The following is a 20202-nucleotide window of genomic DNA, read 5'->3' on the forward strand; positions in this document are numbered from 1 at the left end:
CCTTTTTGCGTCCTGTAATGAGTGTGTCGCCGGCGTGTTTCGCCCGCGGAGGATTTAGATTGCCGGTCTGTTACAACAACCTCTAGGAAGTAAATGGTGCATATCCGCTTTGTTACGGTTATGTTTCGGCGTTCGCGCAGCCACCCCTCTACCGGTTCAGCAAGGACTTGTGCACCATGACGGCATCACCCCGCGGAAGCGGCGCCACTTCAAGGATCCTGGCCCGCCTGCGGCCCCGGCGGGAGAAGCTTCCCCGCGACATCGTGGTGATGCTGGCCGCGGCGTTCCTGATTGCCCTTGGCTTCGGGCTTGTTGCGCCCGTATTGCCGCAATTCGCCACAACCTTCGGCGTGGGAAACACCGAGGCCGCAGTGATCGTGGCCATCTTCGCCTTCATGCGCCTGGTGTTCGCCCCAGCGGGCGGCGCCCTGATTGCGAAGCTCGGCGAACGGCCCGTGTATGTGTCCGGGTTGCTGATCGTGGCGGCGTCAACCGCCGCGTGTGCCTTTGCCGGCAGCTACTGGCAGCTGCTCCTGTTCCGCGGACTCGGCGGCGCGGGTTCGGTGATGTTCACGGTAGCCTCCATGGCCCTCGTGGTACGGCTCGCGCCCCCCGAAAGCCGGGGGCGGATTTCCGGCGCGTACGCCTCCGCGTTCCTGATCGGGAATGTCTGCGGGCCCATCGTGGGCGGGCTGCTGGCCGGCCTTGGCCTGAGGGTACCGTTCCTCGCCTACGCTGCGGCCCTGGTGGTGGCGGCCACGGTGGTGCAGACCCAGCTGAGCCATCAGCGGCGCGGGTCCGCGCCGGCCGAGCACCGGGCTCCCGATATGCCGTTCGGGGAGGCCTTGGCGACCGGGCCGTACCGGGCCGCCCTGGCGTCCAGCTTTGCCAACGGCTGGGCGACGTTCGGCGTCCGGATGGCGACGGTTCCACTGTTCGCGGCTGCCGCGGTCGGCGCCGGTCCGGAGGCTGCCGGGCTGGCCCTTGCCGTGTTCGCGGCCGGCAACGCCGCGGCGCTGACCTTTTCGGGGCGGCTGGCGGACTCGCTGGGACGCAAACCCATGATGCTGTGGGGGCTAGCGGTGGCCGGGCTGGCGACCGCGGGGATCGGCCTGACGTCCGATGTCGTGTGGTTCCTCACCGCGTCCGCGGTGGCTGGCATCGGCGCCGGACTCTTCGGCCCAGCCCAGCAGGCCGCCATCGCCGACGTGATCGGCAACGGCCGGTCAGGAGGCAAGGTGCTCGCCGTCTACCAGATGACGTCCGACGTCGGCGCGATCGTGGGGCCTGTGGTGGCAGGTGTGCTCGCGGACCGGCTTGGTTTCGGCTGGGCTTTCGGGGTCACGGGCGGGGTCATGCTGGTGGCCGCCACTGCCTGGCTGGCCACCCGGGAAACACTGCGGCCCGCCCTGTCCTAAGACAGGGCGGGCCGCAGTGAGGTGTTCCTAGTTCAGCAGGGCGTCAACGAACCCTTCGGTTTCGAAGGGGGCAAGGTCGTCGGCGCCTTCGCCCAGGCCGATGAGCTTCACGGGCACGCCCAGCGTCTTTTGGATGGCGACAACGATGCCGCCCTTCGCGGTGCCGTCCAGTTTGGTCAGGACGATGCCGGTGATGTTGACCACTTCGGAGAACACGCGTGCCTGGTTCAGGCCGTTCTGGCCGGTGGTGGCGTCCAGCACCAGCAGCACTTCGTCCACTTCGGCCAGCTTCTCCACAACGCGCTTGACCTTGCCGAGTTCGTCCATCAGGCCCACCTTGTTCTGGAGGCGGCCGGCGGTGTCAATCATGACGACGTCCACTTCCTGGTCAATGCCTGCCCTGACGGCCTCATAGGCGACGGAGGCGGGGTCGGCGCCGTCGAGGTCCGATTTCACGGTGGGAACGCCCACGCGCTGGCCCCACGTTGCCAGCTGCTCGGCGGCGGCCGCCCGGAACGTGTCGGCGGCGCCCAGGATGACGTCCTTGTCCTCGGCGACCAGCACGCGGGCCAGCTTGCCGACGGTGGTCGTCTTGCCGACGCCGTTGACGCCCACCACCATCATGACGGCGGGCTTGTCGCCGTGGCGCTGGACATTGAGGCTGCGGTCCATGGTGGGGTCCACGATCTTGATCAGTTCCTCGCGGAGCATGGCCTTGACGTGTTCCGGGGTCCTGGTGCCCAGCACCTTCACCCGTTCCCGCAGGGCGTCCACGAGCTGCATGGTGGGCTCGGTGCCCAGGTCCGCGAGGAGGAGGGTTTCCTCCACCTCGTCCCAGACGCTCTCGTCGATCTTGTCGCTGGAGAGCAGGGCCAGCAGTCCCTTGCCCATGATGTTGTTGGAGCGGACCAGCCGCTCGCGCAGCCGGGTGAGCCGCCCGGCGACGGGCAGCGGGGTTTCAACGGGGATGACTTCCAGCCCGGCCGCGTCGTCGGGAACCGTGGTGGTTTCCAGGCCTTCGACGTCGGCGCCCGCCGGGGCATGGCGTTCGATCGTTCCCTCGCGGTCCAGCACCGCCGTGCTGCCGCCGGAGCGGACCTCGGGATCGTTGGCATCGCGGGTGCCGGGGTACCGGGTGATGTTCCTCCGCGTCTTGAGCAGGACCGGAATCAGCCCGCCGATAACCACCAGGGCAGCAAGGATGGACAGGATTATGGGAAGGATGTCATTCACTCCCCTAGCTTCTCACAGGCCCCTTAGACTCCAGCACCGAGGCGCTGGCTGATCACGGTGGAAACGCCGTCGCCGCGCATGGTCACGCCGTAAAGCGCGTCCGCGACTTCCATGGTGCGCTTCTGGTGGGTGATGACGATGAGCTGGCTGGACTCCCGGAGTTCTTCGAAGATGGTGATCAGCCGGCCCAGGTTCGTGTCGTCCAGGGCGGCCTCCACTTCGTCCATCACGTAGAACGGTGACGGCCGCGCCTTGAAGATGGCCACCAGCAGCGCCACAGCGGTGAGCGAGCGTTCACCACCGGAGAGCAGCGACAACCGCTTGATCTTCTTGCCCGCGGGGCGGGCTTCGACTTCGATGCCGGTGGTGAGCATGTCGGCGGGGTCGGTGAGGACCAGCCGCCCTTCGCCGCCGGGGAAGAGGCGCTCGAAGACCCGCACGAACTGCGCCTGGGTGTCCTCGAAGGCTTCGGTGAAGACGCGCTGTACCCGCTCGTCCACCTCTTTGATGATGTCCAGCAGGTCGCGGCGGCTGGCTTTGAGGTCCTCGAGCTGGGTGCTGAGGAACTGGTGGCGTTCTTCAAGAGCGGCGAACTCCTCCAGGGCCAGGGGGTTGACCTTGCCCAGGCTGGCCAGGTCGCGTTCGGCCTTGCGCAGCCGTTTCTCCTGTTCTTCCCGGACGAAGGGTTTGCCGTCCCGGATCTCCTCGCCGGCGGCATCAACCGGGGCGCGCAGGGCCGCCCACTTGTCGCCGGACTCCTCCGCCGGCACGGGTACCGGAACGTGCGGCCCGAATTCGGCGACCAGCGCTTCGGGGGTGATGCCCAGTTCGTCGACGGAGCGGGTTTCCACCGCCTCGATCCTGGCCCGCTGCTGTGCCCTGGCGAGCTCGTCGCGGTGCACGTTGTCGGTGAGGTCAGCCAGTTCCCGGGCCAGGGCATCGTTGGCCTGGCGGATATCCTGCAGGGACCGGTCGCGCAGTTCCCGGTCTTCCTCCGCCTGGTCCCGTTCGTGGCGGGCCAGGTCCACCGAGACATCCACGTAGCGCAGGGCAGCGCCGACGGCGGTGGAAACGGCCGCGGCCCGCCGCGACTGGACACGGCGCCGGCGGGCCCGTTCAGCCGCTTCCTCGCGGGCCCGCCGTTCGGTGGCAGCCGCCCGTTCCAGGGACACCGCCCGGTTCCGGGTGGCCGCGAGCTGCTCTTCGGCGCTGCGCAGGGAGAGGCGCGCTTCCACCTCGGCTGCCCGGGCAGCAGACGCGGCGCGGGCCAGGGCGTCGCGCTGGCCGGTGGAAGGTTCCTGCTCCACTGGCACTTCCTGGGCGGCGGCAAGCCGTGCGGTGATGGCCGCCAGCGCTTCCTCTTCCGCCGCCACGTTCTCTTCCGCCCGGGCCAGGGATGCCGCCAGCCGGTCGCTTTCCCCGACGGCACTGCGCAGGACCGAGTTAAGGTGGCCGAGCCGTTCGGCCACGGCAGCCAGGCGTGCATCTGATTCATGCAGCTTGTCCAGCGCGGCGTCCGCTGCCTCCTGCGCCCCGGCGCGCCGTGCCTCCGCTGCCGCGAGGGCGAACCGGTTCCGTTCCAGGCCGGCGGTGACGGCCGACAGGTCGCGGCCGGCGTCGTCCACTGCTGCCTGGACCTCCAGGAGGGACGGTGCCGAGGCCGAGCCGCCCGTCACGGACACGGCGGTGAAAACGTCGCCTTCCCGGGTGACCGCCGTCAGGCCGGGCCTGGCGGCCACGAGCACGGCCGCGGCATCCATGCCGTCGACGACGGCGGTTCCGGACAGGAGGTGCCTGACCAGCGGCAGGTGGCCGGCGGGGCCGTCCAGCAGGTCCGCTGCCCACGCCGCCCCGTCTGGGAGCGGCCCGGCACCGGTGCCGCCTTGATGGTCCGCGGCGGCGGACGCGAGGAGCAGCGACGCCCGCCCGGCGTCGTCGTCCTTAAGCAGCTGCAGAACGTCAGCCGCCGCTGCCTGGTCCCGCACCAGGACGGCTCCTGACGCCTCACCCAGGGCGGCGGCCACGGCCGTCTCGTAGCCGCTGCGAACGGTCAATTCCGCGGCGAGGCTCCCCTGCACCCCGGCGAGCCCCGAATCCAGCACATGCCGGGCGCCGTCCTTGCGGTCCAGGCCGAGCTTCAGCGCCTCGAGGCGTGCTGCCAGCGCATCGCGTTTGCGGATCCCTTCGTTCACGGCGGCCTTGAGGTCGGCGATTTCCTGCAGCACGGCGTCCAGGACTTCGCTGGCGGCCTCGTAGTCGGCGTCGAGGGACTCCTCGCCCTCTTCCACGCCCGCTACCTGGTTTTCCAGCGCCGTGAACTCCGCCTGGGCGCGGGCGCGGCGCTCCGTCCCGGCGGCAAGGGATTCCCGGAGGCGGCCCAGTTCGGCCTGGGCGGACTCCACCCGCGACCTCGCCGCGGCGACCTGCCCTGCCAGCCGGGCCAGCCCTTCCCTGCGGTCGGCCAGTGCCCGGAGTTCTGCCGTCAGCCGCTGGTCCTCCGCCAGCGCGGCCCGCTCGGCCTCGGCCTTCGCGGCCGTGGCCGACTCCAGTTTGTCCTGCCGGCCCGCGATGTCCTGTTCCAGTTCGGCCAGTTCCTGGCGCACCCGGGCTGCCTGCCGGTCCAGTTGGTCGGGGTCCCTGCCGGACACGGGCGCTTCATCCTCGGATCCGAGCAAGCGGCTGCGTTCGCCGGCGAGCGATCCGAGTGAACGCAGCCTCTCCCGGGCCGTGGACAGCCGGTACCAGGTATCCCTGGCGGCATTGAGCCGCGGGGTGGCCTCCGCGGCCAGTTGTTCCAGGGCGGCCTGCTGCCTGCGTCCGGTTTCGAGTTCCTGTTCGACGGCGGTCCGGCGCGCCTTCAGTGCTTCCTCGTCCGCCACGTCCTTTTCGAGCGCCTGCTGCAGCTGGACAAGGTCGTCGGCGAGCAGGCGGGCGCGGGCGTCGCGGACATCGAACTGGACACGCTGGGCGCGGCGGGCCACCTCTGCCTGCTTGCCCAGCGGCGTGAGCTGACGCCGGATTTCGCCGGTGAGGTCGGTGAGGCGCTGGAGGTTAGCCTGCATGGCCTCGAGTTTGCGGACGGTGCGCTCCTTGCGCCTGCGGTGTTTGAGGATTCCGGCGGCTTCCTCGATGAAGCCGCGCCGGTCCTCGGGGGTGGCGTGCAGGACGCGGTCCAGCTGGCCCTGGCCGACGATGACGTGCATCTCACGGCCCAGCCCGGAGTCTGACAGCAGCTCCTGGATGTCCAGCAACCGGCAGGCGGCCCCATTGATGGCGTACTCCGAGCCTCCGGTGCGGAACAGGGTCCGGGAAATGGTGACTTCGCTGTATTCGATGGGCAGTGCGCCGTCGGTGTTGTCGATGGTCAGTGAAACGTGGGCCCGGCCCAGGGGCGGCCGGCCGGACGTTCCGGCGAAAATGACGTCCTCCATCTTCCCGCCGCGGAGGGTCTTGGCGCCCTGCTCCCCCATGACCCAGGCCAAGGCATCCACGACGTTCGATTTGCCGGACCCGTTCGGGCCCACGACGGCCGTTACGCCCGGTTCGAACTCGAAGGTGGTGGCGGACGCAAAGGACTTGAACCCCCGGACGGTGAGGCTTTTGAGGTGCAAGGCTTTTCGGATCTCCTGAGTGGCTGAAGCGGCTGCTCGGCTTCCCTCAATCTACTGCCTGGCCGCGGAATTTCGCGGGATATCGGGGCGGAAGGCTGCAGCGGGGGCTACCAGCGCCCGTTGCGGGGGCGCGGCTGGCAGACGGGGCAGGTGTGCGAGGAGCGGTTCATGAACTGCTCACGGCGGATGGTCGCGTGGATCCCGGCCGCGGCGCACCGCTTGCACGGTTCTCCTGCGCGCCCGTAGGCGTTGAGGGACCGGTCGAAGTACCCGGAGGCACCGTTGACGTTGACGTACAGGGAGTCGAAACTGGTGCCGCCGGCCGCCAGGGCGTCCAGCATCACCTCGCGGACGCCGTCGATGACGCGCTGGGCCTCTGCGCGGCGGAGCGTATCGGTGGGGCGCGCATAGTGGAGCCTGGACCGCCACAGGGCTTCGTCGGCGTAGATGTTTCCGATGCCGGAGACCAGGCCCTGGTCCAGCAGGGCGCGCTTCAGGCCGGTCTTCCGCTTTCGAAGGCGCCGGTAGAAGAGCTCAAAGGAGAATGCCGGGTCCAGCGGATCCCGCGCGATGTGCGCGGCCTCGCCGGCGATCAGCGGGAGGGGCGATTCGGCGAGGCCGCCGGGGCCGCCGTCGTCAGTGGGAACCAGTGAGGTGATGAACAGGCCGCCGAAGATCCGTTGGTCCACGAACCTCAACTGTTCCGGCATGCCCCCGCGGGCGCTGAGCCGGAACCTGACTTTGAGGTGCTTCTCGTCCGGCACCGCGGGGTCCTGCATCAGCAACTGGCCGCTCATGCCCAGGTGCGCCATCAGGGCCACATGCGGCTGCGGAACCTCCCCGGCCGGCCCGGTTCCCGGCCCGCCGTCCAGCAGCGGCAGCCACAGGAACTTCCCCCGCCGCACGACGTCGGCCACCACGGCACCTTCAAGGTTGCCGATAAAGTCGGCGGTCCCCAGCGCGTGACGGCGGATGGAGCGCGGGTCGAGGACCTCGACAGCCTCGATGGTCCTGCCCCGGACCCAGCTCACCAGGCCGCGGCGCACCACTTCCACTTCGGGCAGTTCGGGCATGGCGGACTACTTCGCGGCGATGGAGCCTGCGGCCGCGCCGGCGGCGTCCTGGCCGCCCGTCCCGGTGAGCGTGCGCCAGGCGTCTGCGGCGGCTTCCTGCTCAGCTTCCTTCTTCGAGTGTCCCGTGCCCTTGCCGTAGGCCGTTCCGCCGATGCTCAGCACGGCGGTGAAGGTGCGGGCGTGATCCGGGCCGGCGCCGTCGACGCCGTAGTGGATGGTGCCCAGCTGGCGGCTCGCCGCAAGCTCCTGGATGCTGGTCTTCCAGTCGGTGCCGGCCCCCAGGACGGCCGCGTCCTTGAGCAGCGGGCCGATCAGGCGCATGACCAGCTGGCGCGCCGTCTCAATGTCGTTGGAGACGTAGGTGGCTCCGATCAGGGCTTCCATGGTGTCGGCGAGGATCGACGCCTTGTTCTTGCCCTGGGTGAGCTTTTCGCCCTGGCCAAGGTAGATGTACTCGCCGATGCCCAGGCTGCGTCCGATGTTGGCCAGCGCCCTGGTGCTGACAACGGCGGAGCGGCGTTTGGCGAGGTCGCCCTCGGGCAGTTCCGGGTTGTCCCGGTACAGCGCGTCGGTGACCGAAAAGCCCAGGATGGAGTCGCCCAGGAACTCCAGGCGTTCGTTGGTGGGAATGCCGCCGTTCTCGTACGCGTACGAACGGTGGGTGAGCGCAAGACGAAGCGTCCCGGCGTCAATAGTGACACCGAGACGCTTCAGAAGCTCTTCAGTTGAAGACATCTTTCCAGCCTGTCGGCCGATTAGACGTCAGCGACCTTGCGGCCCTTGTACTCAAGGAACAGCGCGGTGCCAGCAGAGTCGGTGACGACCTTTGCCTGGTGCGGCAGGCTGTAGGTAACCTGGCCGTTTTCAACGGTCTTCACCAGGTGGGGGGCGGTCGCCTTCCACTGCGAGCGGCGGGCGCGGGTATTCGAGCGAGACATTTTCCGCTTGGGAACAGCCACGGCTAACTCATTTCTCTCTAGACAAACACGTACAAATCAATTTTGCCGGTCAGGCTTAGCCATATCAGCTAGGGCAGCCCAGCGAGGATCCAGGACCTCGTGGTGGTGCCCCGGCTCGTCTTCCAGGCGGACTCCGCATTGGGAGCAAAGACCCTGGCAGTCTTCCCGGCACACCGGCTGGAACGGCAGGTTGGTGACAACCGCGTCCCGCAACACCGGTTCAAGATCGATTACATCGTGCTCGACTCGACGTTGCTCTTCATCATCTTCTCCGTCCGAAAGCTCAGCGCCTTCGTAAAAGAAAAGTTCTTGCACATTGACCTCAAGGTCATACGCAAGGGGATCCAGGCATCGGCCGCACTCGCCGGTTACACCGACGACAACGGTTCCAGATACCAGAATTCCTTCGTGTACGGCCTCAAGCCTCAGGTCGAGCTCAACATCCGAGCCTTCCTGAACACCAATGAGCGCCACACCAAGATCACCCGGTGCGGGTACATGTTCCTTCAGTGTCCGCATGCTTCCCGGGCTGCGCCCGAGGTCCTTGACGTCGAACGCCAGGGGCGAACCAGCATCTCTTTTAATGAGAACTCCTGTTGAACATATGACCGACGTACCATCCTAGCCCGAAGAGCCACAGCGACTCAAACCGGCCGGAGGCTGCGCCGAAGTACCGGACAAGCTTACCGTTTGGGCTGCTGGTCGGCCGGAGGCTCGCCGGACAACATGCGCCGGTGCACGGACCTGGGCACGTAGTCGGTCACGTTCCCGCCCAGGGACGCCACTTCCTTGATCAGCGTGGACGACAGGTGCGTGTAGCTTGCCTCCGCCGGGAGGAAGACGGTCTCGACCCCGCTCAGCTGCCGGTTCATGGTGGCCATGGGGTGCTCATAGTCGAAGTCCGAGGATGACCGCAGCCCCTTGACGATGGCGGACACGCCGCGTTGGCGGCAGTACTCGGCCAGCAGCCCTTCGCCCACCGGTTCCACCACGATGCCCTTGAGCGAGGCGAGGGTTTCCCGCGCCATCTCGAGCCGCTCGTCCAGGGTGAACATGTACTTCTTGGCGTAGTTGGTGGAGATGGCCACGATGACCTCGTCAAAGAGCCCGGCGGCACGGGCAATCACTTCGAGATGGCCGTTGTGGATGGGGTCGAAGGATCCGGGGCAAACAGCGCGTCTCATGCACCGAACCTACCCCATGGCACGGCCGGGATACCATGACTGGATGCATCCTGCACGGGAACTTTCCATGCCCCTGGCACACGCTCCGTGGCAGCGCGCGGCGCTCGGGGCCAACCTCCTTTCACCCGGCGGCGGCCTGGGCGTCACCATCTTCGAAGAGATGACGACGCTGGCTTTGCAGACCGGCGCCATCAACCTTGGCCAGGGTTTCCCGGATGAGGACGGGCCTGCGGAAATCAGGGAGGCTGCCCGGGCAGCCATCGCCGCCGGAGCCAACCAGTATGCGCCCGGCAAGGGGATCCCCGAACTGCGGGAGGCCGTCTCGGCCCACCAGGAGCGGTTTTACGGGCTGGCCCTGGACCCTGCCTCGGAAGTCATCATCACCACCGGCGCCACGGAAGGCATTGCTGCCGCCCTCCTGGCGTACGCCCGGCCCGGCGACGAGGTCCTGACGTTCGAGCCTTTCTACGACTCCTACGGGGCCATCATTGGCTTGACCGGCGCCACGCACACCACCGTTCCACTGGCCGCCCCCGGGTTCATGCCCGACCTGGACGCCCTGGAGGCAGCGTTCACTGCGCAGACCAGGGTGGTGCTGCTGAACAATCCGCACAACCCCACCGGTGCCGTGTTCCCGCCGGCCGTGCTGCAGCGCGTGGTGGAGCTTGCCGCCAGGCACGGCAGCATCATCATCACCGATGAAGTGTACGAGCACCTCACGTTCGGCGTACCCCATACTCCTGTGGCTTCACTGCCCGGGGCAGCGGAACGAACCATCACGATTTCCTCGGCCGGAAAGACCTTCTCCCTGACCGGCTGGAAGGTCGGCTGGCTGAGCGGGCCCGCGGAACTGGTCGCTGCCGTCCGCACCGTGAAGCAGTTCCTCACCTACAGCTCGGGCACCCCGTTCCAGTCGGCCATCGCCAAGGGCCTGGCCCTGCCGGACGGGTTCTACCAGGGCATCGCCACCGCGCTGGAGCAGAAACGCGACATCCTCAGCCAGGGGCTGCGCGCCGCCGGCTTCGATGTCTTCACCCCGCAGGGCACCTACTTCGTCAACGTCGACACCGCACCGCTGGGCATCACCGACGCGCTGGACCTTGCCCGGCGGCTGCCGGCGCTGGTGGGCGTGGCCGCCATCCCGGTCCCTGTGTTCTGCCATGAAGAAGGCGCCCGACGCACCCGCAGCCTGCTCCGGTTCGCCTTCTGCAAGAAAAATGAGGTCCTGGAAGAGGCGGCGGAGCGGCTGGCCAGGCTGCGTGGAAAGCTCTGATGGCCGGCGCCGGAACAACCTCCCGGTTCCTGCGGACCACGGGCCAGCACGCCACCATCGAACCGGACGCGTTCACCGAGGGCGGCTACGTCCTGAGCATCGGCGGCGCTGAACAGTCCCACGTCAACCTTGAACGGCCCGCCGAGATCTTCTACGAGTATCTGCGCAGGATCGGGCACCTGGTGGACCTTGCCGCCCCGGACGGACAGCCGGTCAGGGCGCTGCACCTTGGAGCGGGAGCCCTGACCCTCGCCCGGTATATCCAGGCCACCCGCCCGGGCTCCGTGCAGTACGCGGTGGAACTGGAGCGCGAACTGCTGGACTTCGTCCTCCGGTACCTGCCCCTGCCCGAGGGCACCGACCTGACGACCATCATCGGCGACGCCCGCGAGGCGCTGGGCGCGCTTGACCCCGGACTGACGTTCGACGTCGTGATCCTGGACATCTTTTCCGGACCCGAGGCGCCCGCCCACATCGCCTCCACCGGGTTTTACCGGGAGGCGAAGGCCCGCCTGCGGCCGGACGGGATCCTGATCGTCAACGTGGGCGACGAGCCGGGGCTGACGCTGGTGCGGAGCCAGGTTGCTGCCCTGCGGGCCGTCATGGGCGACGTGGCAGCTTTCGCGGAGGCGGGAATGTTTGAGGGCAGGTACCCGGGCAACATCATCCTCGCCGGAACGCAGGGGAAGTGGCCCGGACAGTGGACGGCGGAGCTGGTTGCCCGCGGCCCGCATCCGGCCAAAGTCCTGGCGGGAGTGGACATGGACCAGCTGGCCGGCTGAGGCCCCTTAGGCCTCCCCGTCCGGCTCCCGGACGGTTTCCTGCGCAGCTTCCTGTTCGGCGTCCGCCAGGAGGGGCAGGTCGTCCTGGTCGATGGCGTCGGGGACGAACGGCTCGGCAAACCACAGCCGGGTTTCCCCGTATTTCTTCTCCGCAAACCGTGTCACGCTCCCGGGCCAGCCCGGCTCCGGCGAACGGGATGACCGCTCCACCACCACGACGGCCCCGGGGGCCAGGTGGCCGCCAAGCTTTTGCAGCACCGATGACAGTGCCGCCTCCTCCAGCGGATAGGGCGGGTCCAGGAACACGAGGTCCCAGGCCGCGGCCGCGGCGGCGCGCTCCAGGAACGGCTCGACCCTGGATCGGTGCACGGTGACCACCTTGCGGCCCAGCACACCGTTAATAAGGTCGGCGTTGCGCTGGCATACGGCGCTGGCCTTGGCATCGGATTCAACGAGGTCCACCGACGCCGCTCCCCTGCTGCCGCTCTCCACCCCCAGGGACCCCGAACCGGCATACAGGTCCAGCACCCGGGCACCGGCAATGGCGTCGAAAGCATCGAGGCGGGAAAACAGCGCTTCCTTGACCCTGTCGGTGGTTGGCCGGGTCAGGGAACCGGGGACGGCCGTCAGCGGCGTGCCGCCGGCGGCTCCCGCAATAATCCGCGTCATGCCGCCTGCCCATTTTTCCAGTCGCGCGAGGCGCGGTCCTTGCTAGCCGCGTTCAAGGAACGCCTCCTTCTCGGGGTTGAGGTATTTGTCGATGGCGTCGGCGAGTTCCGGGGAACCGGACAGGAGGGGGTCGTTCCCGACGATGCCTTGGGCGTCTTGCCTTGCACGGGCAATGACGTCTTCATGCTCCAGGACACGCAGCAGCTTCAACGTTGAGCGGCCGCCGGACTGGGAGGCGCCGAGGATGTCGCCTTCCCGCCGCAGCTTGAGGTCCTCCTGGGACAGGACGAAGCCGTCAGTGGTGGCCGCCACCGCCTCAAGCCGCCGCCGGCTGGGGTGGCCGGGCTCGAGGGAAGTGACCAGGAGGCAGGTCCCCGGCAGGCCGCCGCGGCCCACCCGGCCCCGGAGCTGGTGGAGCTGGGAGATGCCGAACCTGTCGGCATCAAGGATGACCATGAGGGTGGCGTTGTGCACGTCGACGCCCACTTCGATCACGGTGGTGGAGACGAGCAGTTTGATCCGGTTGGCCGTGAACCCGGCCATGGTGTCTGCCTTCACGTCCGGTTCCTGGCGCCCATGGAGCGGTGCCAGGGGGACGCCTGACAGGGACGGCTCAGCCAGCAGATGCTCGACGACGGCCGTCACCGAGGCGAGCTCGCGCGCGTTTTCGTCTGTGTCGAGGCCGGGTGGTCCGGCTTCCCCGGGGCTGAAGTCTCCGTCGTCGTCCGTTCCGATCTTGGGACAGACCACGTAGGCCTGGTGGCCGGCGTCGATCTCTTCCCGGGCGCGCGCCCAGATCCGCGCGGCCCAGGCGGGGTTCTCCGCCAGGCCCACCAGGTGCGTGGTGATCGGCGCCCTGCCCTGGGGCAGTTCATCGAGGGTGGACGTTTCGAGGTCGCCGAACACGGTCATCGCCACGGTCCGGGGAATGGGGGTGGCGGTCATGACCAGCAGGTGCGGGGGCTTGCGCGCCTTGGCCCGCAGGGCATCGCGCTGCTCCACTCCGAAGCGGTGCTGCTCGTCCACCACGATCAGTCCAAGGTCGTAGAAGGACACCGTGTCGCTGAGCAGGGCGTGGGTCCCGATGATGATTCCGGCAGTGCCGGAGGCGGCGTCCAGCATGGCCTGTTTCCGCGCGGCCGTGGGCATGGAACCGGTCAGGAGGGTTACCTGCACTGAGGCGCCTCCGCTGCCGGCGAGTCCGCCCAGCAGCCCGTCCGCGGACAGCGGACCGAGGGTGCGGCGGATGGAGTCGTAGTGCTGGGCGGCGAGCACCTCCGTGGGGGCCAGCAGTGCGGCCTGTCCCCCGGCATCCACCACCTGCAGCATGGCCCGCAGCGCCACGATGGTCTTGCCGGAGCCCACCTCGCCCTGCAGCAGCCGGTTCATGGGCGTGTCACGGGCCAGTTCGGCGGCGAGGGTTTTTCCGATGGCAGCCTGGCCGGCCGTGAGGGTGAACGGCAGGCTGCCGTCGAAGGCGGACAGGAGGCCGCCTTCGACGGGGCGCCTGGCCGTTGCTTCCTCGGCCGCGAGCTGGGCACGGCGCCGGGCCAGGGCTGACTGCAGCACCAAGGCTTCCTGGTACCGGAAGCGGTCCCGGGCCCGCTTCCAGTCGGCGGCTGTTTCCGGGGCGTGGATGAGCCGGTAGGCGTCGGCGAGGTGCAGGAAGCCCTCGCGTGCGGCCACTGCCGGTGGAACCGGGTCCGGCAGTGAGTCCAGGTCCACGGTTTCAAGCAGGGCGGCGATGACCTGCTGGATCTTCCAGCTGGGCAGCTTGGCGGTGGCCGGGTACACGGGAATGGGCATGGCGGCGAGCTTTTCGGGGTCCCCGCCGCCCTGGCTGAAGGGGTCGTCGTCCAGGATGAGGAAGTCGGGGTTCGTCAGGCCCAGCTGCCCTTTGAAGCTGCTGACTTTTCCGGAGAACAGGGCGCGCCGGCCCTGCAGCAGCTCGGATTTGGCCTTGTACCCGTTGAAGAAGCTGATCTTGAGGGTGCCGGGCACCTTGCCCCGGAAGTCACGGCCGCCCACCAGCCGAAGCCCCTGCTGTCCGTCGTCGTCGGACACGATGACGTCGGTGATGGTTCCGCGGCGCGCCTGCATGGTCCGGGTGCTGCTGGAGAGCACGCGGGCGATGAGGGTGACTTCCTCATCGAGCGGCAGGTCGCTGATGGGCGTCAGCTCGCCCCGGGTGAGGTAGCGGCGGGGAAAATAGCCCAGGAGGCCTTCGACGGTGGTGATGCCGAGGTGCTTTTCAATGACCGCCGCGGAGCGCTTCCCGATCCGCCGCTCCAGGGCGAGGTCCAGTTCAGCGTTCATGCCCGCTGGTGTTCACTGCGTCCGCCTCGGGATCCCGCGGCAACGCCAGTTCGCTGATGCTGATCTGCGACGGTTCGCCCAGGGACCTGATGATTTCCACTGCGGGGTCCGGATCGGGGACGTGGACGTGCACGCGCCACCGGTAGTTTCCCTCGGGGTCAGCGCCGCTGCCGACCTGGCTCATGATGACGGACTCGCCGATTTCGTCGAGCCGCTGCCGGAGCGTGGCTGCGTTCAGCGGCGACAGGCTGATGGTGCACATGACTTCAACGCCGTCGTCGTCCGGCATGGAGGCGTGGATGTGCGGGTCCGAGACGTCGTAGCCGTGCAGGCCGTCGAGGAGTTCGTCCTGCAGTTCCTCGCCCATGACCGCGGAGCGGAGGCAGTCAAGGATCAACAGCATCCCCACGCCCCCGGCGTCCACGACGTGGGCGGAGTGCAGGGCGTCGAGCTGGTCCTCTGTATGGATCACCGCCGCAAGGGCCCCCTCGATGGCGGCGTCCAGGGCCAGGCCCAGGGCATGGTTGCTGTCATCACCGTCCTGCCCGGCGTCCACGGCGGCCGCCGCCCGGGCCGCTGCCTCCATGACGGAAAGCATGGTTCCGGGCACGGGGTCGCTGAGGGCCGACCACGCGCGGATCTGCGCGCGGTTCAGGGCTGCTGCCAGCAGGGTGGAGGTCAGACGGGTGTGCCCGGCCAGCGGCTCGGCGGCGGCGCACAGGAAGACGGAAAAGAGCGTTCCGGAGTTGCCCCTGGCCTCTTCCATCGCCGCCTGCCCTGCCGTGGCAAGGATGGCTCCGACGTCGACGGGCGCGGGCTGGTCCTCGCCGAGCACCAGGGAGCGGGCGGCGGCGCGGACCGTGAGGTAGAGGTTGGTGCCGGTATCGCCGTCGGCCACCGGGAAGATGTTGATGGCATTCAGGCGGTCACTATGGTTGCCCAGGGCAGTTTCAGCCTTGCCCAGCCACCTCTTCATTGCCAGCGCGTTGGCAGCAACCTTAGTGTGCAAAGTGATCCCATCCCCCGGTGTCCGCGGCCCGGCCCGCTATCAGGACTCCCGGGCCTTCATTGGTTCCGAGTGCTTGTATCGAGCCTATCGCAGTGAATCCCGGTGGCAGCTGAACGCCGGCAGGGAATGTGGCCAGCAGTCCGTGGTCCTCCCCGCCGCCCAGCACCCACGCCGACGCGTCCGTGGCCAGCAGCGATGCTGCCGGCCGGAGGAGCTCCGCCAGCTGCTGCAGGCAGGCAGCGTCAAGGTGGACGGCGACGTTGCTGGCGGTGGCGAGGCGCTTGCCGTCACGCAGCAGGCCGTCCGACACATCCAGCATCGCCGTGGCACCGGCCGCACGGGCCGCCGGGCCGGCCTCCAGCGGCGGCCGCGGCCGGGACTGCACATCCAGGAACACCCGCTCGGCAGGGCTGAGGCTGTCCACGGGTACGTCGGACTCCAGCAGGGCCAGGCCCGCCGCGGCGTGCCCGACGGTTCCGGCCAAAGCCAGGACGTCGCCTGGTTTCGCCCCGGACCGCAGGACTGGCCGCCCGCCGTTGAGCGTGCCGGTGACGGCGACGGTCACGGAAATTTCCCGGCCACGCCCCAGGTCACCGCCGGCCACGGAGCAGGCAGCGGCGCCCAATCCGGTGATCCCCGCGGCCAGGCCGTCGGCCAACTCCTCCACCCAGGTGACCGGCGTGTCCACCGGAAGGGTGAGGCTCACCACCATGGAGGTGGCCCTGGCGCCCATCGCATTGATGTCGCTGAGGTTCTGCGCTGCCGCCTTCCAGCCGACGTCGAAGCCGGTGGTGCGGTAGCCATTGGGCCACAGGAGCCGGAAGTCCTGGTCCTGGACCTGGGTGTCGATGCTGATGACGGTCCGGCCGTCCGGGGCGGCCACGATGGCGGCGTCGTCCCCCGGCCCGAGCAATGTGGCCGCCGAAGCGGCCTCCCCCGTCCGAAGGCGCGGGAAGATCCGGGCCAGCAGGTCGGCTTCGGACAGGCCGGCGACAGTGGGCGGGCAGGTGATGCGGTCAGGGAGGTCTACAGGCACGCCACTACGCTACCGCGCCCCGCCGACATCGTGTCCCGGCGGGGCGCGGGGCGGCGATAGGCTGGAGGCATGCACCGTCCCCAGCCTTCCCTGTCCGCCCGCGCCGCCAGGATGGTACTGATGGGGGCATTCGTTGCCCTTCCACTGGCCGCGTGTTCCCCCGCCGTGGATGTCACCGCGGCGAAGGACGCGGCCAATCCGGCGTGCGCACCCATGATGGTGGCCCTGCCGGACGCAATCGGCGATTCCAAGCTGCGCAAGACCAACAGCCAGGCCACGGCCGCATGGGGCGACCCCTCGCTGGTGATCCTGCGGTGCGGCGTCAACGTGCCGGGGCCGACGACGGACCGCTGCGTCACCGTCAACGGGGTTGACTGGGTGATCAAGGAGGGCGACCCTGTGTGGACCCTGACCACCTACGGCCGGGAACCGGCCACCGAAATCCTGATGGATCCGGACAAGATCAGTTCCGCGGCGGTCCTGGCGGACCTGTCCGCAGCGGCCGCCAAGGTTCCGGCGGTGCGGAACTGCGTGGGCCAGGAGGAACTGCAGAACCTGCCGAAGAGCCAGTAGGGTTCGACAAGCTCGACCACCGGGCTGGGTGGGCCCACGCCGGCAGGGTTCCCTGACCGAAGCGAAGCGAGGCTAGGGTGCCGGTGGGGACTAGCGCAGTCCGGTTTTACGGTTCAGGGCCAGGTAGATGAGTTCGTCGATCAGGTCCGCATAGTCCAGCCCCGAGGCGGCCCACATCTGCGGGTACATGCTCTTGGGCGTGAAGCCGGGCATGGTGTTGATCTCGTTGATGATCAGCTCGCCCTCGGGGGTGTAGAAGAAATCCACCCGGCTGAGGCCTTCCGCGCCCACGGCGTCGAAGGCCTGGGCAGCGAGTTCGCGGACGCGGGAGATGGCTTCCGCCGGAATGTCCGCGGGGCAGCTGAGCGCGGCGGCGTCGTCCTCGACATACTTGGCGTTGAAGTCGTAAAACTCGTGCGTTCCGCCGGCCACCGAGATTTCGCCGGGCATCGAGGTCCGGGGCGCATCGGTGCCCCTGCCTTCCAGCACCGCGCACTCGATTTCGCGCCCCACGATGCCGGCTTCGATGACGAGCCGAAGGTCGTGGCGGCGGGCTTCCTCGATGGCCGCGTCCAGTTCGTCCAGCGAATCCACCTTGGAGATGCCCATCGACGAACCTGCGCGCGCCGGCTTGACGAAGACCGGGAAACCGAGCCGGTCCACCTGCTTGCGGACAAGTTCCGGATCTTTGAGCCACTGCCTGTCGGTGACCGATACGTAGGGACCGACCCGCAGCCCTGCAGCCTCGAAGACCACCTTCATGAAGTGCTTGTCCATGCCGACGGCGGAGGCCAGCACGCCGGCGCCCACATAGCGGGTGTCGGACAGCTCCAGGAGGCCCTGGATGGTGCCGTCCTCACCGAACGGTCCGTGCAGCAGCGGAAAGACGACGTCGACGGCGCCGAGTTCCTGCGGCACCTCGTTGGGGGCGGCAACAATCAGCTGGTGCTCGCCGCCGATCTCGGCCAGGGTGACGGTCCGGGCGGAAGGCACCACTTCGGGCAGGGATGACGCCGCAAGGGACCACTGGGCCGTATCGGCGGGGGCCAGGACCCACTGCCCGGTCTTGGCAATCCCGATGGGGATGACCTCGTACTTGTCCTTGTTGATGGCGCCCAGCACGCCTGCCGCCGTCACGCAGCTCACGGCGTGTTCGCTGGACCGGCCGCCGAAAAGCACCGCTACCCGCGGCTTTCGCGTGCTTGCCGTTTCCCCGGTGGGTTTGTCTTGGGACATGGTCAGTAATCGCCTTCAGGTTTCAATTCCCGGGACAGCAGAACCGGCCCCAGTTGGTCAACGGACAGCTTGCCCGCAAGCACCGCAACGACGGCGGCGGTGATGGGCATTTCGACGCCGAGCTTGCCGGCAAGTTCGTGCACGGCCTGGCCGGACTTGATGCCTTCGGCGGTCTGGGTCATCTTCTTGCCCACCTCGTCCAGCGTCAGGCCCTGGCCCAGGAGGCGGCCGGCGGTGTGGTTCCGGGACAGCGCGGACGAGCAGGTGGCCACGAGGTCGCCGAGTCCGGCCAGCCCTGCCATGGTCTTCGCGTCGCCGCCGAGCGCCAGGGCGAGGCGGGACGTTTCCGCCAGGCCCCGGGTGATGACGGAGGCCTTGGTGTTGTCCCCCATTTGCCGGCCTTCGCAGATACCGACGGCCAGGGCAATCACGTTCTTCACGATACCGCCGATTTCGACGCCGACGACGTCTGCGGTGGTGTAGGGCCGGAAATACGGCGCTGTGCAGGTCCTGGCGATCCAGCCTGCCGTGGCGGAGTCGGTGCAGGCCACTACCGATGCGGTGGGCTCTTCGCGGGCGATTTCCATGGCCAGGTTTGGCCCGGAAACGACGGCGATGCGCTCGGGCGGCAGGGCAAGCTCCTGGGCGATGACCTCGCTCATCCGGGCGTCCGTTCCGAGTTCCAGGCCCTTCATCAGCGACACGACCACCGCGCCGGGCGCGATCATGTCTTTCCATTCACGCAGTTGCGGCCGCAGGGACTGGGCCGGCACGGCGACCACCACGAGGTCGGCGCCGGCCAGCACGCTGCGCACATCGGTGGAAGCGGTGATGCTCTCCGGCAGGACAATGTCCTTGAGGTATTCGGGGTTGCGGTGGCTGGCGTTGATCCCGTCCACCACTTCGGTTCGCCTGCCCCAGATCCTGATGGAACGGGGGGTCCCGGCGGCGGTGGCGGCGTCCCCAAGGATCTTGGCGAACGTGGTGCCCCAGGAGCCCGCGCCGAGGACTGCAACGCTGCGGGCCGAGCCCGTCAGCTTTCCTTCAGTGGTCACCGGGCATCAGTTCCAGCCTCAGGCTGCTGTCCGCGCTCCACGAAGCGGCCGTGTTTGGCCTGCTGCTGCTTTGCCGGGTCCCAGCGCTCGGCCGGCGGCTGCTCGCCCCGGAGTCCGGCAAGGAGGGCGGTAATGGCGTCCATGATGACGTCGGTGGCTTCGGTCAGCGTGGCTTTGTCGAGGGGACGGCCGGTGAACGCGCTGAGGTCCACGGGGTCTCCCACGACCATCCGGGAACGCTTGCGCGGGAAGATGTGGAAGGTCTTGCCGTACCTGGGGAACACCTCGTGGGCACCCCAGTGGGCGATGGGGACCACGGGGATGCCGCCCTCAAGGGCGAGACGGGCCGCGCCGGTGTGGCCCTTCATGGGCCAGAGGCCGGGATCACGGGTGAGCGTGCCCTCGGGGTAGATAATGATCGCCCCGCCCTCTGCCACGATCTCCTGGGCGACCTGCAGCGAACGGTTCGCACCCGCCGTCGAACGCTCCACCGGCACCTGCTTGGTGGCGCGCAGGAGCCAGCCGAGGCCGGGGACCTTGAACAGGCCGGCCTTCGCCAGGAAGTGCGGGGCGCGCTTCTGGTTGTAGAGCATGTGCCCCACCACCAGCGGGTCAATCTCCGTGCAGTGGTTGGGCGCGGCGATGAAGCCGCCGGCGGGAAGCTTCTCGGTCCCTTCCCAGGTCTTGGCCATCATCAGGTTCAACAATGGGCGGGCGATGCCGGCGATGAATATGAATGTGGCCCTGCTCTTGGCCGATTCCTTCACGGTCCGGC

The 20202-nt window shown here is 68.4% G+C and carries 18 protein-coding genes; 4 read left to right on the forward strand and 14 right to left on the reverse strand.

Features of this window, described 5'->3' with window-relative positions; all coding sequences use genetic code 11:
* Nucleotides 1–176 precede the first annotated feature (176 nt).
* The gene (locus ACYSM9_RS10105; RefSeq protein WP_461856826.1) at nucleotides 177–1418 is read left to right on the forward strand and encodes an MFS transporter; all 1242 of its coding nucleotides are present in this window, start codon (nucleotides 177–179) and stop codon (nucleotides 1416–1418) included.
* 27 nt (nucleotides 1419–1445) lie between these two features.
* Here the strand turns inward: ACYSM9_RS10105 and ftsY are convergent, their stop codons facing one another.
* The 7 genes from ftsY to coaD all read right to left on the reverse strand — a co-directional run bounded on the left by ftsY (nucleotide 1446) and on the right by coaD (nucleotide 9478).
* Nucleotides 1446–2651, reverse strand: a complete 1206-nt coding sequence (gene ftsY, locus ACYSM9_RS10110) for a signal recognition particle-docking protein FtsY (RefSeq protein WP_461856827.1) — start codon at nucleotides 2649–2651, stop codon at nucleotides 1446–1448.
* Nucleotides 2652–2674: 23 nt separating this feature from the next.
* Nucleotides 2675–6262: a chromosome segregation protein SMC gene (smc, locus tag ACYSM9_RS10115; protein ID WP_461856828.1), complete on the reverse strand. Its 3588-nt coding sequence runs from the start codon at nucleotides 6260–6262 to the stop codon at nucleotides 2675–2677.
* A gap of 107 nt (nucleotides 6263–6369) precedes the next feature.
* A complete protein-coding gene (gene mutM, locus ACYSM9_RS10120) occupies nucleotides 6370–7335 on the reverse strand; it encodes a bifunctional DNA-formamidopyrimidine glycosylase/DNA-(apurinic or apyrimidinic site) lyase (RefSeq protein ID WP_461856829.1) in 966 nt (321 codons plus the stop codon).
* 6 nt (nucleotides 7336–7341) lie between these two features.
* A complete protein-coding gene (rnc, locus tag ACYSM9_RS10125; protein WP_461856830.1) occupies nucleotides 7342–8070 on the reverse strand; it encodes a ribonuclease III in 729 nt (242 codons plus the stop codon).
* Between the two features lie 20 nt (nucleotides 8071–8090).
* A complete protein-coding gene (gene rpmF / locus ACYSM9_RS10130) occupies nucleotides 8091–8294 on the reverse strand; it encodes a 50S ribosomal protein L32 (RefSeq protein WP_009356569.1) in 204 nt (67 codons plus the stop codon).
* 36 nt (nucleotides 8295–8330) lie between these two features.
* Nucleotides 8331–8855 carry a YceD family protein gene (locus tag ACYSM9_RS10135; protein WP_461856897.1) on the reverse strand — a complete coding sequence of 175 codons (525 nt, stop codon included), beginning with the start codon at nucleotides 8853–8855 and terminating at the stop codon, nucleotides 8331–8333.
* 122 nt (nucleotides 8856–8977) lie between these two features.
* A complete protein-coding gene (gene coaD / locus ACYSM9_RS10140; RefSeq protein WP_461856831.1) occupies nucleotides 8978–9478 on the reverse strand; it encodes a pantetheine-phosphate adenylyltransferase in 501 nt (166 codons plus the stop codon).
* Nucleotides 9479–9521: 43 nt separating this feature from the next.
* On the opposite strand from coaD, the gene ACYSM9_RS10145 reads away from it, so the two are divergent.
* Both ACYSM9_RS10145 and ACYSM9_RS10150 read left to right on the forward strand, forming a co-directional pair.
* A complete protein-coding gene (locus tag ACYSM9_RS10145; protein WP_461856832.1) occupies nucleotides 9522–10751 on the forward strand; it encodes an aminotransferase class I/II-fold pyridoxal phosphate-dependent enzyme in 1230 nt (409 codons plus the stop codon).
* Entirely contained in the window at nucleotides 10751–11533 is a 783-nt protein-coding gene (locus ACYSM9_RS10150; protein ID WP_461856833.1) for a spermidine synthase, read from the forward strand. Before ACYSM9_RS10145 ends, ACYSM9_RS10150 begins: the two co-directional genes overlap by 1 nt.
* Nucleotides 11534–11539: 6 nt before the next feature.
* Here ACYSM9_RS10150 and rsmD read toward each other — a convergent pair whose 3' ends face one another.
* The 4 genes from rsmD to thiL are packed head-to-tail and all read right to left on the reverse strand — an operon-like array spanning nucleotide 11540 to nucleotide 16563.
* Complete coding sequence (gene rsmD, locus ACYSM9_RS10155; protein ID WP_461856834.1) at nucleotides 11540–12202, reverse strand: 16S rRNA (guanine(966)-N(2))-methyltransferase RsmD; 663 nt, start codon at nucleotides 12200–12202, stop codon at nucleotides 11540–11542.
* Nucleotides 12203–12244: 42 nt separating this feature from the next.
* A complete protein-coding gene (locus tag ACYSM9_RS10160) occupies nucleotides 12245–14518 on the reverse strand; it encodes an ATP-dependent DNA helicase RecG (RefSeq protein WP_461856835.1) in 2274 nt (757 codons plus the stop codon).
* On the reverse strand, nucleotides 14508–15494 hold the full coding sequence (locus tag ACYSM9_RS10165; protein ID WP_461856898.1) for a DAK2 domain-containing protein: 987 nt from the start codon (nucleotides 15492–15494) through the stop codon (nucleotides 14508–14510). The genes ACYSM9_RS10160 and ACYSM9_RS10165 overlap by 11 nt, the downstream gene beginning before the upstream one ends.
* A gap of 22 nt (nucleotides 15495–15516) precedes the next feature.
* The gene (gene thiL / locus ACYSM9_RS10170; protein ID WP_461856836.1) at nucleotides 15517–16563 is read right to left on the reverse strand and encodes a thiamine-phosphate kinase; all 1047 of its coding nucleotides are present in this window, start codon (nucleotides 16561–16563) and stop codon (nucleotides 15517–15519) included.
* Nucleotides 16564–16632: 69 nt separating this feature from the next.
* Between thiL and ACYSM9_RS10175 the strand changes: the two genes are divergently transcribed.
* Complete coding sequence (locus ACYSM9_RS10175; RefSeq protein WP_461856837.1) at nucleotides 16633–17136, forward strand: DUF3515 domain-containing protein; 504 nt, start codon at nucleotides 16633–16635, stop codon at nucleotides 17134–17136.
* Between the two features lie 90 nt (nucleotides 17137–17226).
* On the opposite strand, the gene ACYSM9_RS10180 is transcribed toward ACYSM9_RS10175, so the two are convergent.
* Genes ACYSM9_RS10180 through ACYSM9_RS10190 form a run of 3 tightly spaced genes read right to left on the reverse strand, consistent with a single transcriptional unit; the run spans nucleotide 17227 to nucleotide 20194 of the window.
* Nucleotides 17227–18372, reverse strand: a complete 1146-nt coding sequence (locus tag ACYSM9_RS10180; RefSeq protein ID WP_461856838.1) for a D-alanine--D-alanine ligase family protein — start codon at nucleotides 18370–18372, stop codon at nucleotides 17227–17229.
* 2 nt (nucleotides 18373–18374) lie between these two features.
* Nucleotides 18375–19427, reverse strand: coding sequence for an NAD(P)H-dependent glycerol-3-phosphate dehydrogenase (locus ACYSM9_RS10185; RefSeq protein ID WP_461856839.1), 1053 nt, complete (start codon nucleotides 19425–19427; stop codon nucleotides 18375–18377).
* Nucleotides 19424–20194, reverse strand: coding sequence for a lysophospholipid acyltransferase family protein (locus ACYSM9_RS10190; protein ID WP_461856840.1), 771 nt, complete (start codon nucleotides 20192–20194; stop codon nucleotides 19424–19426). The genes ACYSM9_RS10185 and ACYSM9_RS10190 overlap by 4 nt, the downstream gene beginning before the upstream one ends.
* Nucleotides 20195–20202 lie beyond the last annotated feature (8 nt).

This window comes from Arthrobacter sp. C152, from assembly GCF_054890965.1.

Coding starts and splice junctions, on each gene's coding strand:
- ACYSM9_RS10180 (WP_461856838.1), bottom strand. CDS start 18,372: ATGTCCCAAGACAAACCCACCGGGGAAACGGCAAGCACGCGAAAGCCG.
- mutM (WP_461856829.1), bottom strand. CDS start 7,335: ATGCCCGAACTGCCCGAAGTGGAAGTGGTGCGCCGCGGCCTGGTGAGC.
- coaD (WP_461856831.1), bottom strand. CDS start 9,478: ATGAGACGCGCTGTTTGCCCCGGATCCTTCGACCCCATCCACAACGGC.
- ACYSM9_RS10105 (WP_461856826.1), top strand. CDS start 177: ATGACGGCATCACCCCGCGGAAGCGGCGCCACTTCAAGGATCCTGGCC.
- rsmD (WP_461856834.1), bottom strand. CDS start 12,202: ATGACGCGGATTATTGCGGGAGCCGCCGGCGGCACGCCGCTGACGGCC.
- ACYSM9_RS10150 (WP_461856833.1), top strand. CDS start 10,751: ATGGCCGGCGCCGGAACAACCTCCCGGTTCCTGCGGACCACGGGCCAG.
- ACYSM9_RS10175 (WP_461856837.1), top strand. CDS start 16,633: ATGCACCGTCCCCAGCCTTCCCTGTCCGCCCGCGCCGCCAGGATGGTA.
- ACYSM9_RS10160 (WP_461856835.1), bottom strand. CDS start 14,518: ATGAACGCTGAACTGGACCTCGCCCTGGAGCGGCGGATCGGGAAGCGC.
- ACYSM9_RS10165 (WP_461856898.1), bottom strand. CDS start 15,494: ATGAAGAGGTGGCTGGGCAAGGCTGAAACTGCCCTGGGCAACCATAGT.
- ACYSM9_RS10145 (WP_461856832.1), top strand. CDS start 9,522: ATGCATCCTGCACGGGAACTTTCCATGCCCCTGGCACACGCTCCGTGG.
- rnc (WP_461856830.1), bottom strand. CDS start 8,070: ATGTCTTCAACTGAAGAGCTTCTGAAGCGTCTCGGTGTCACTATTGAC.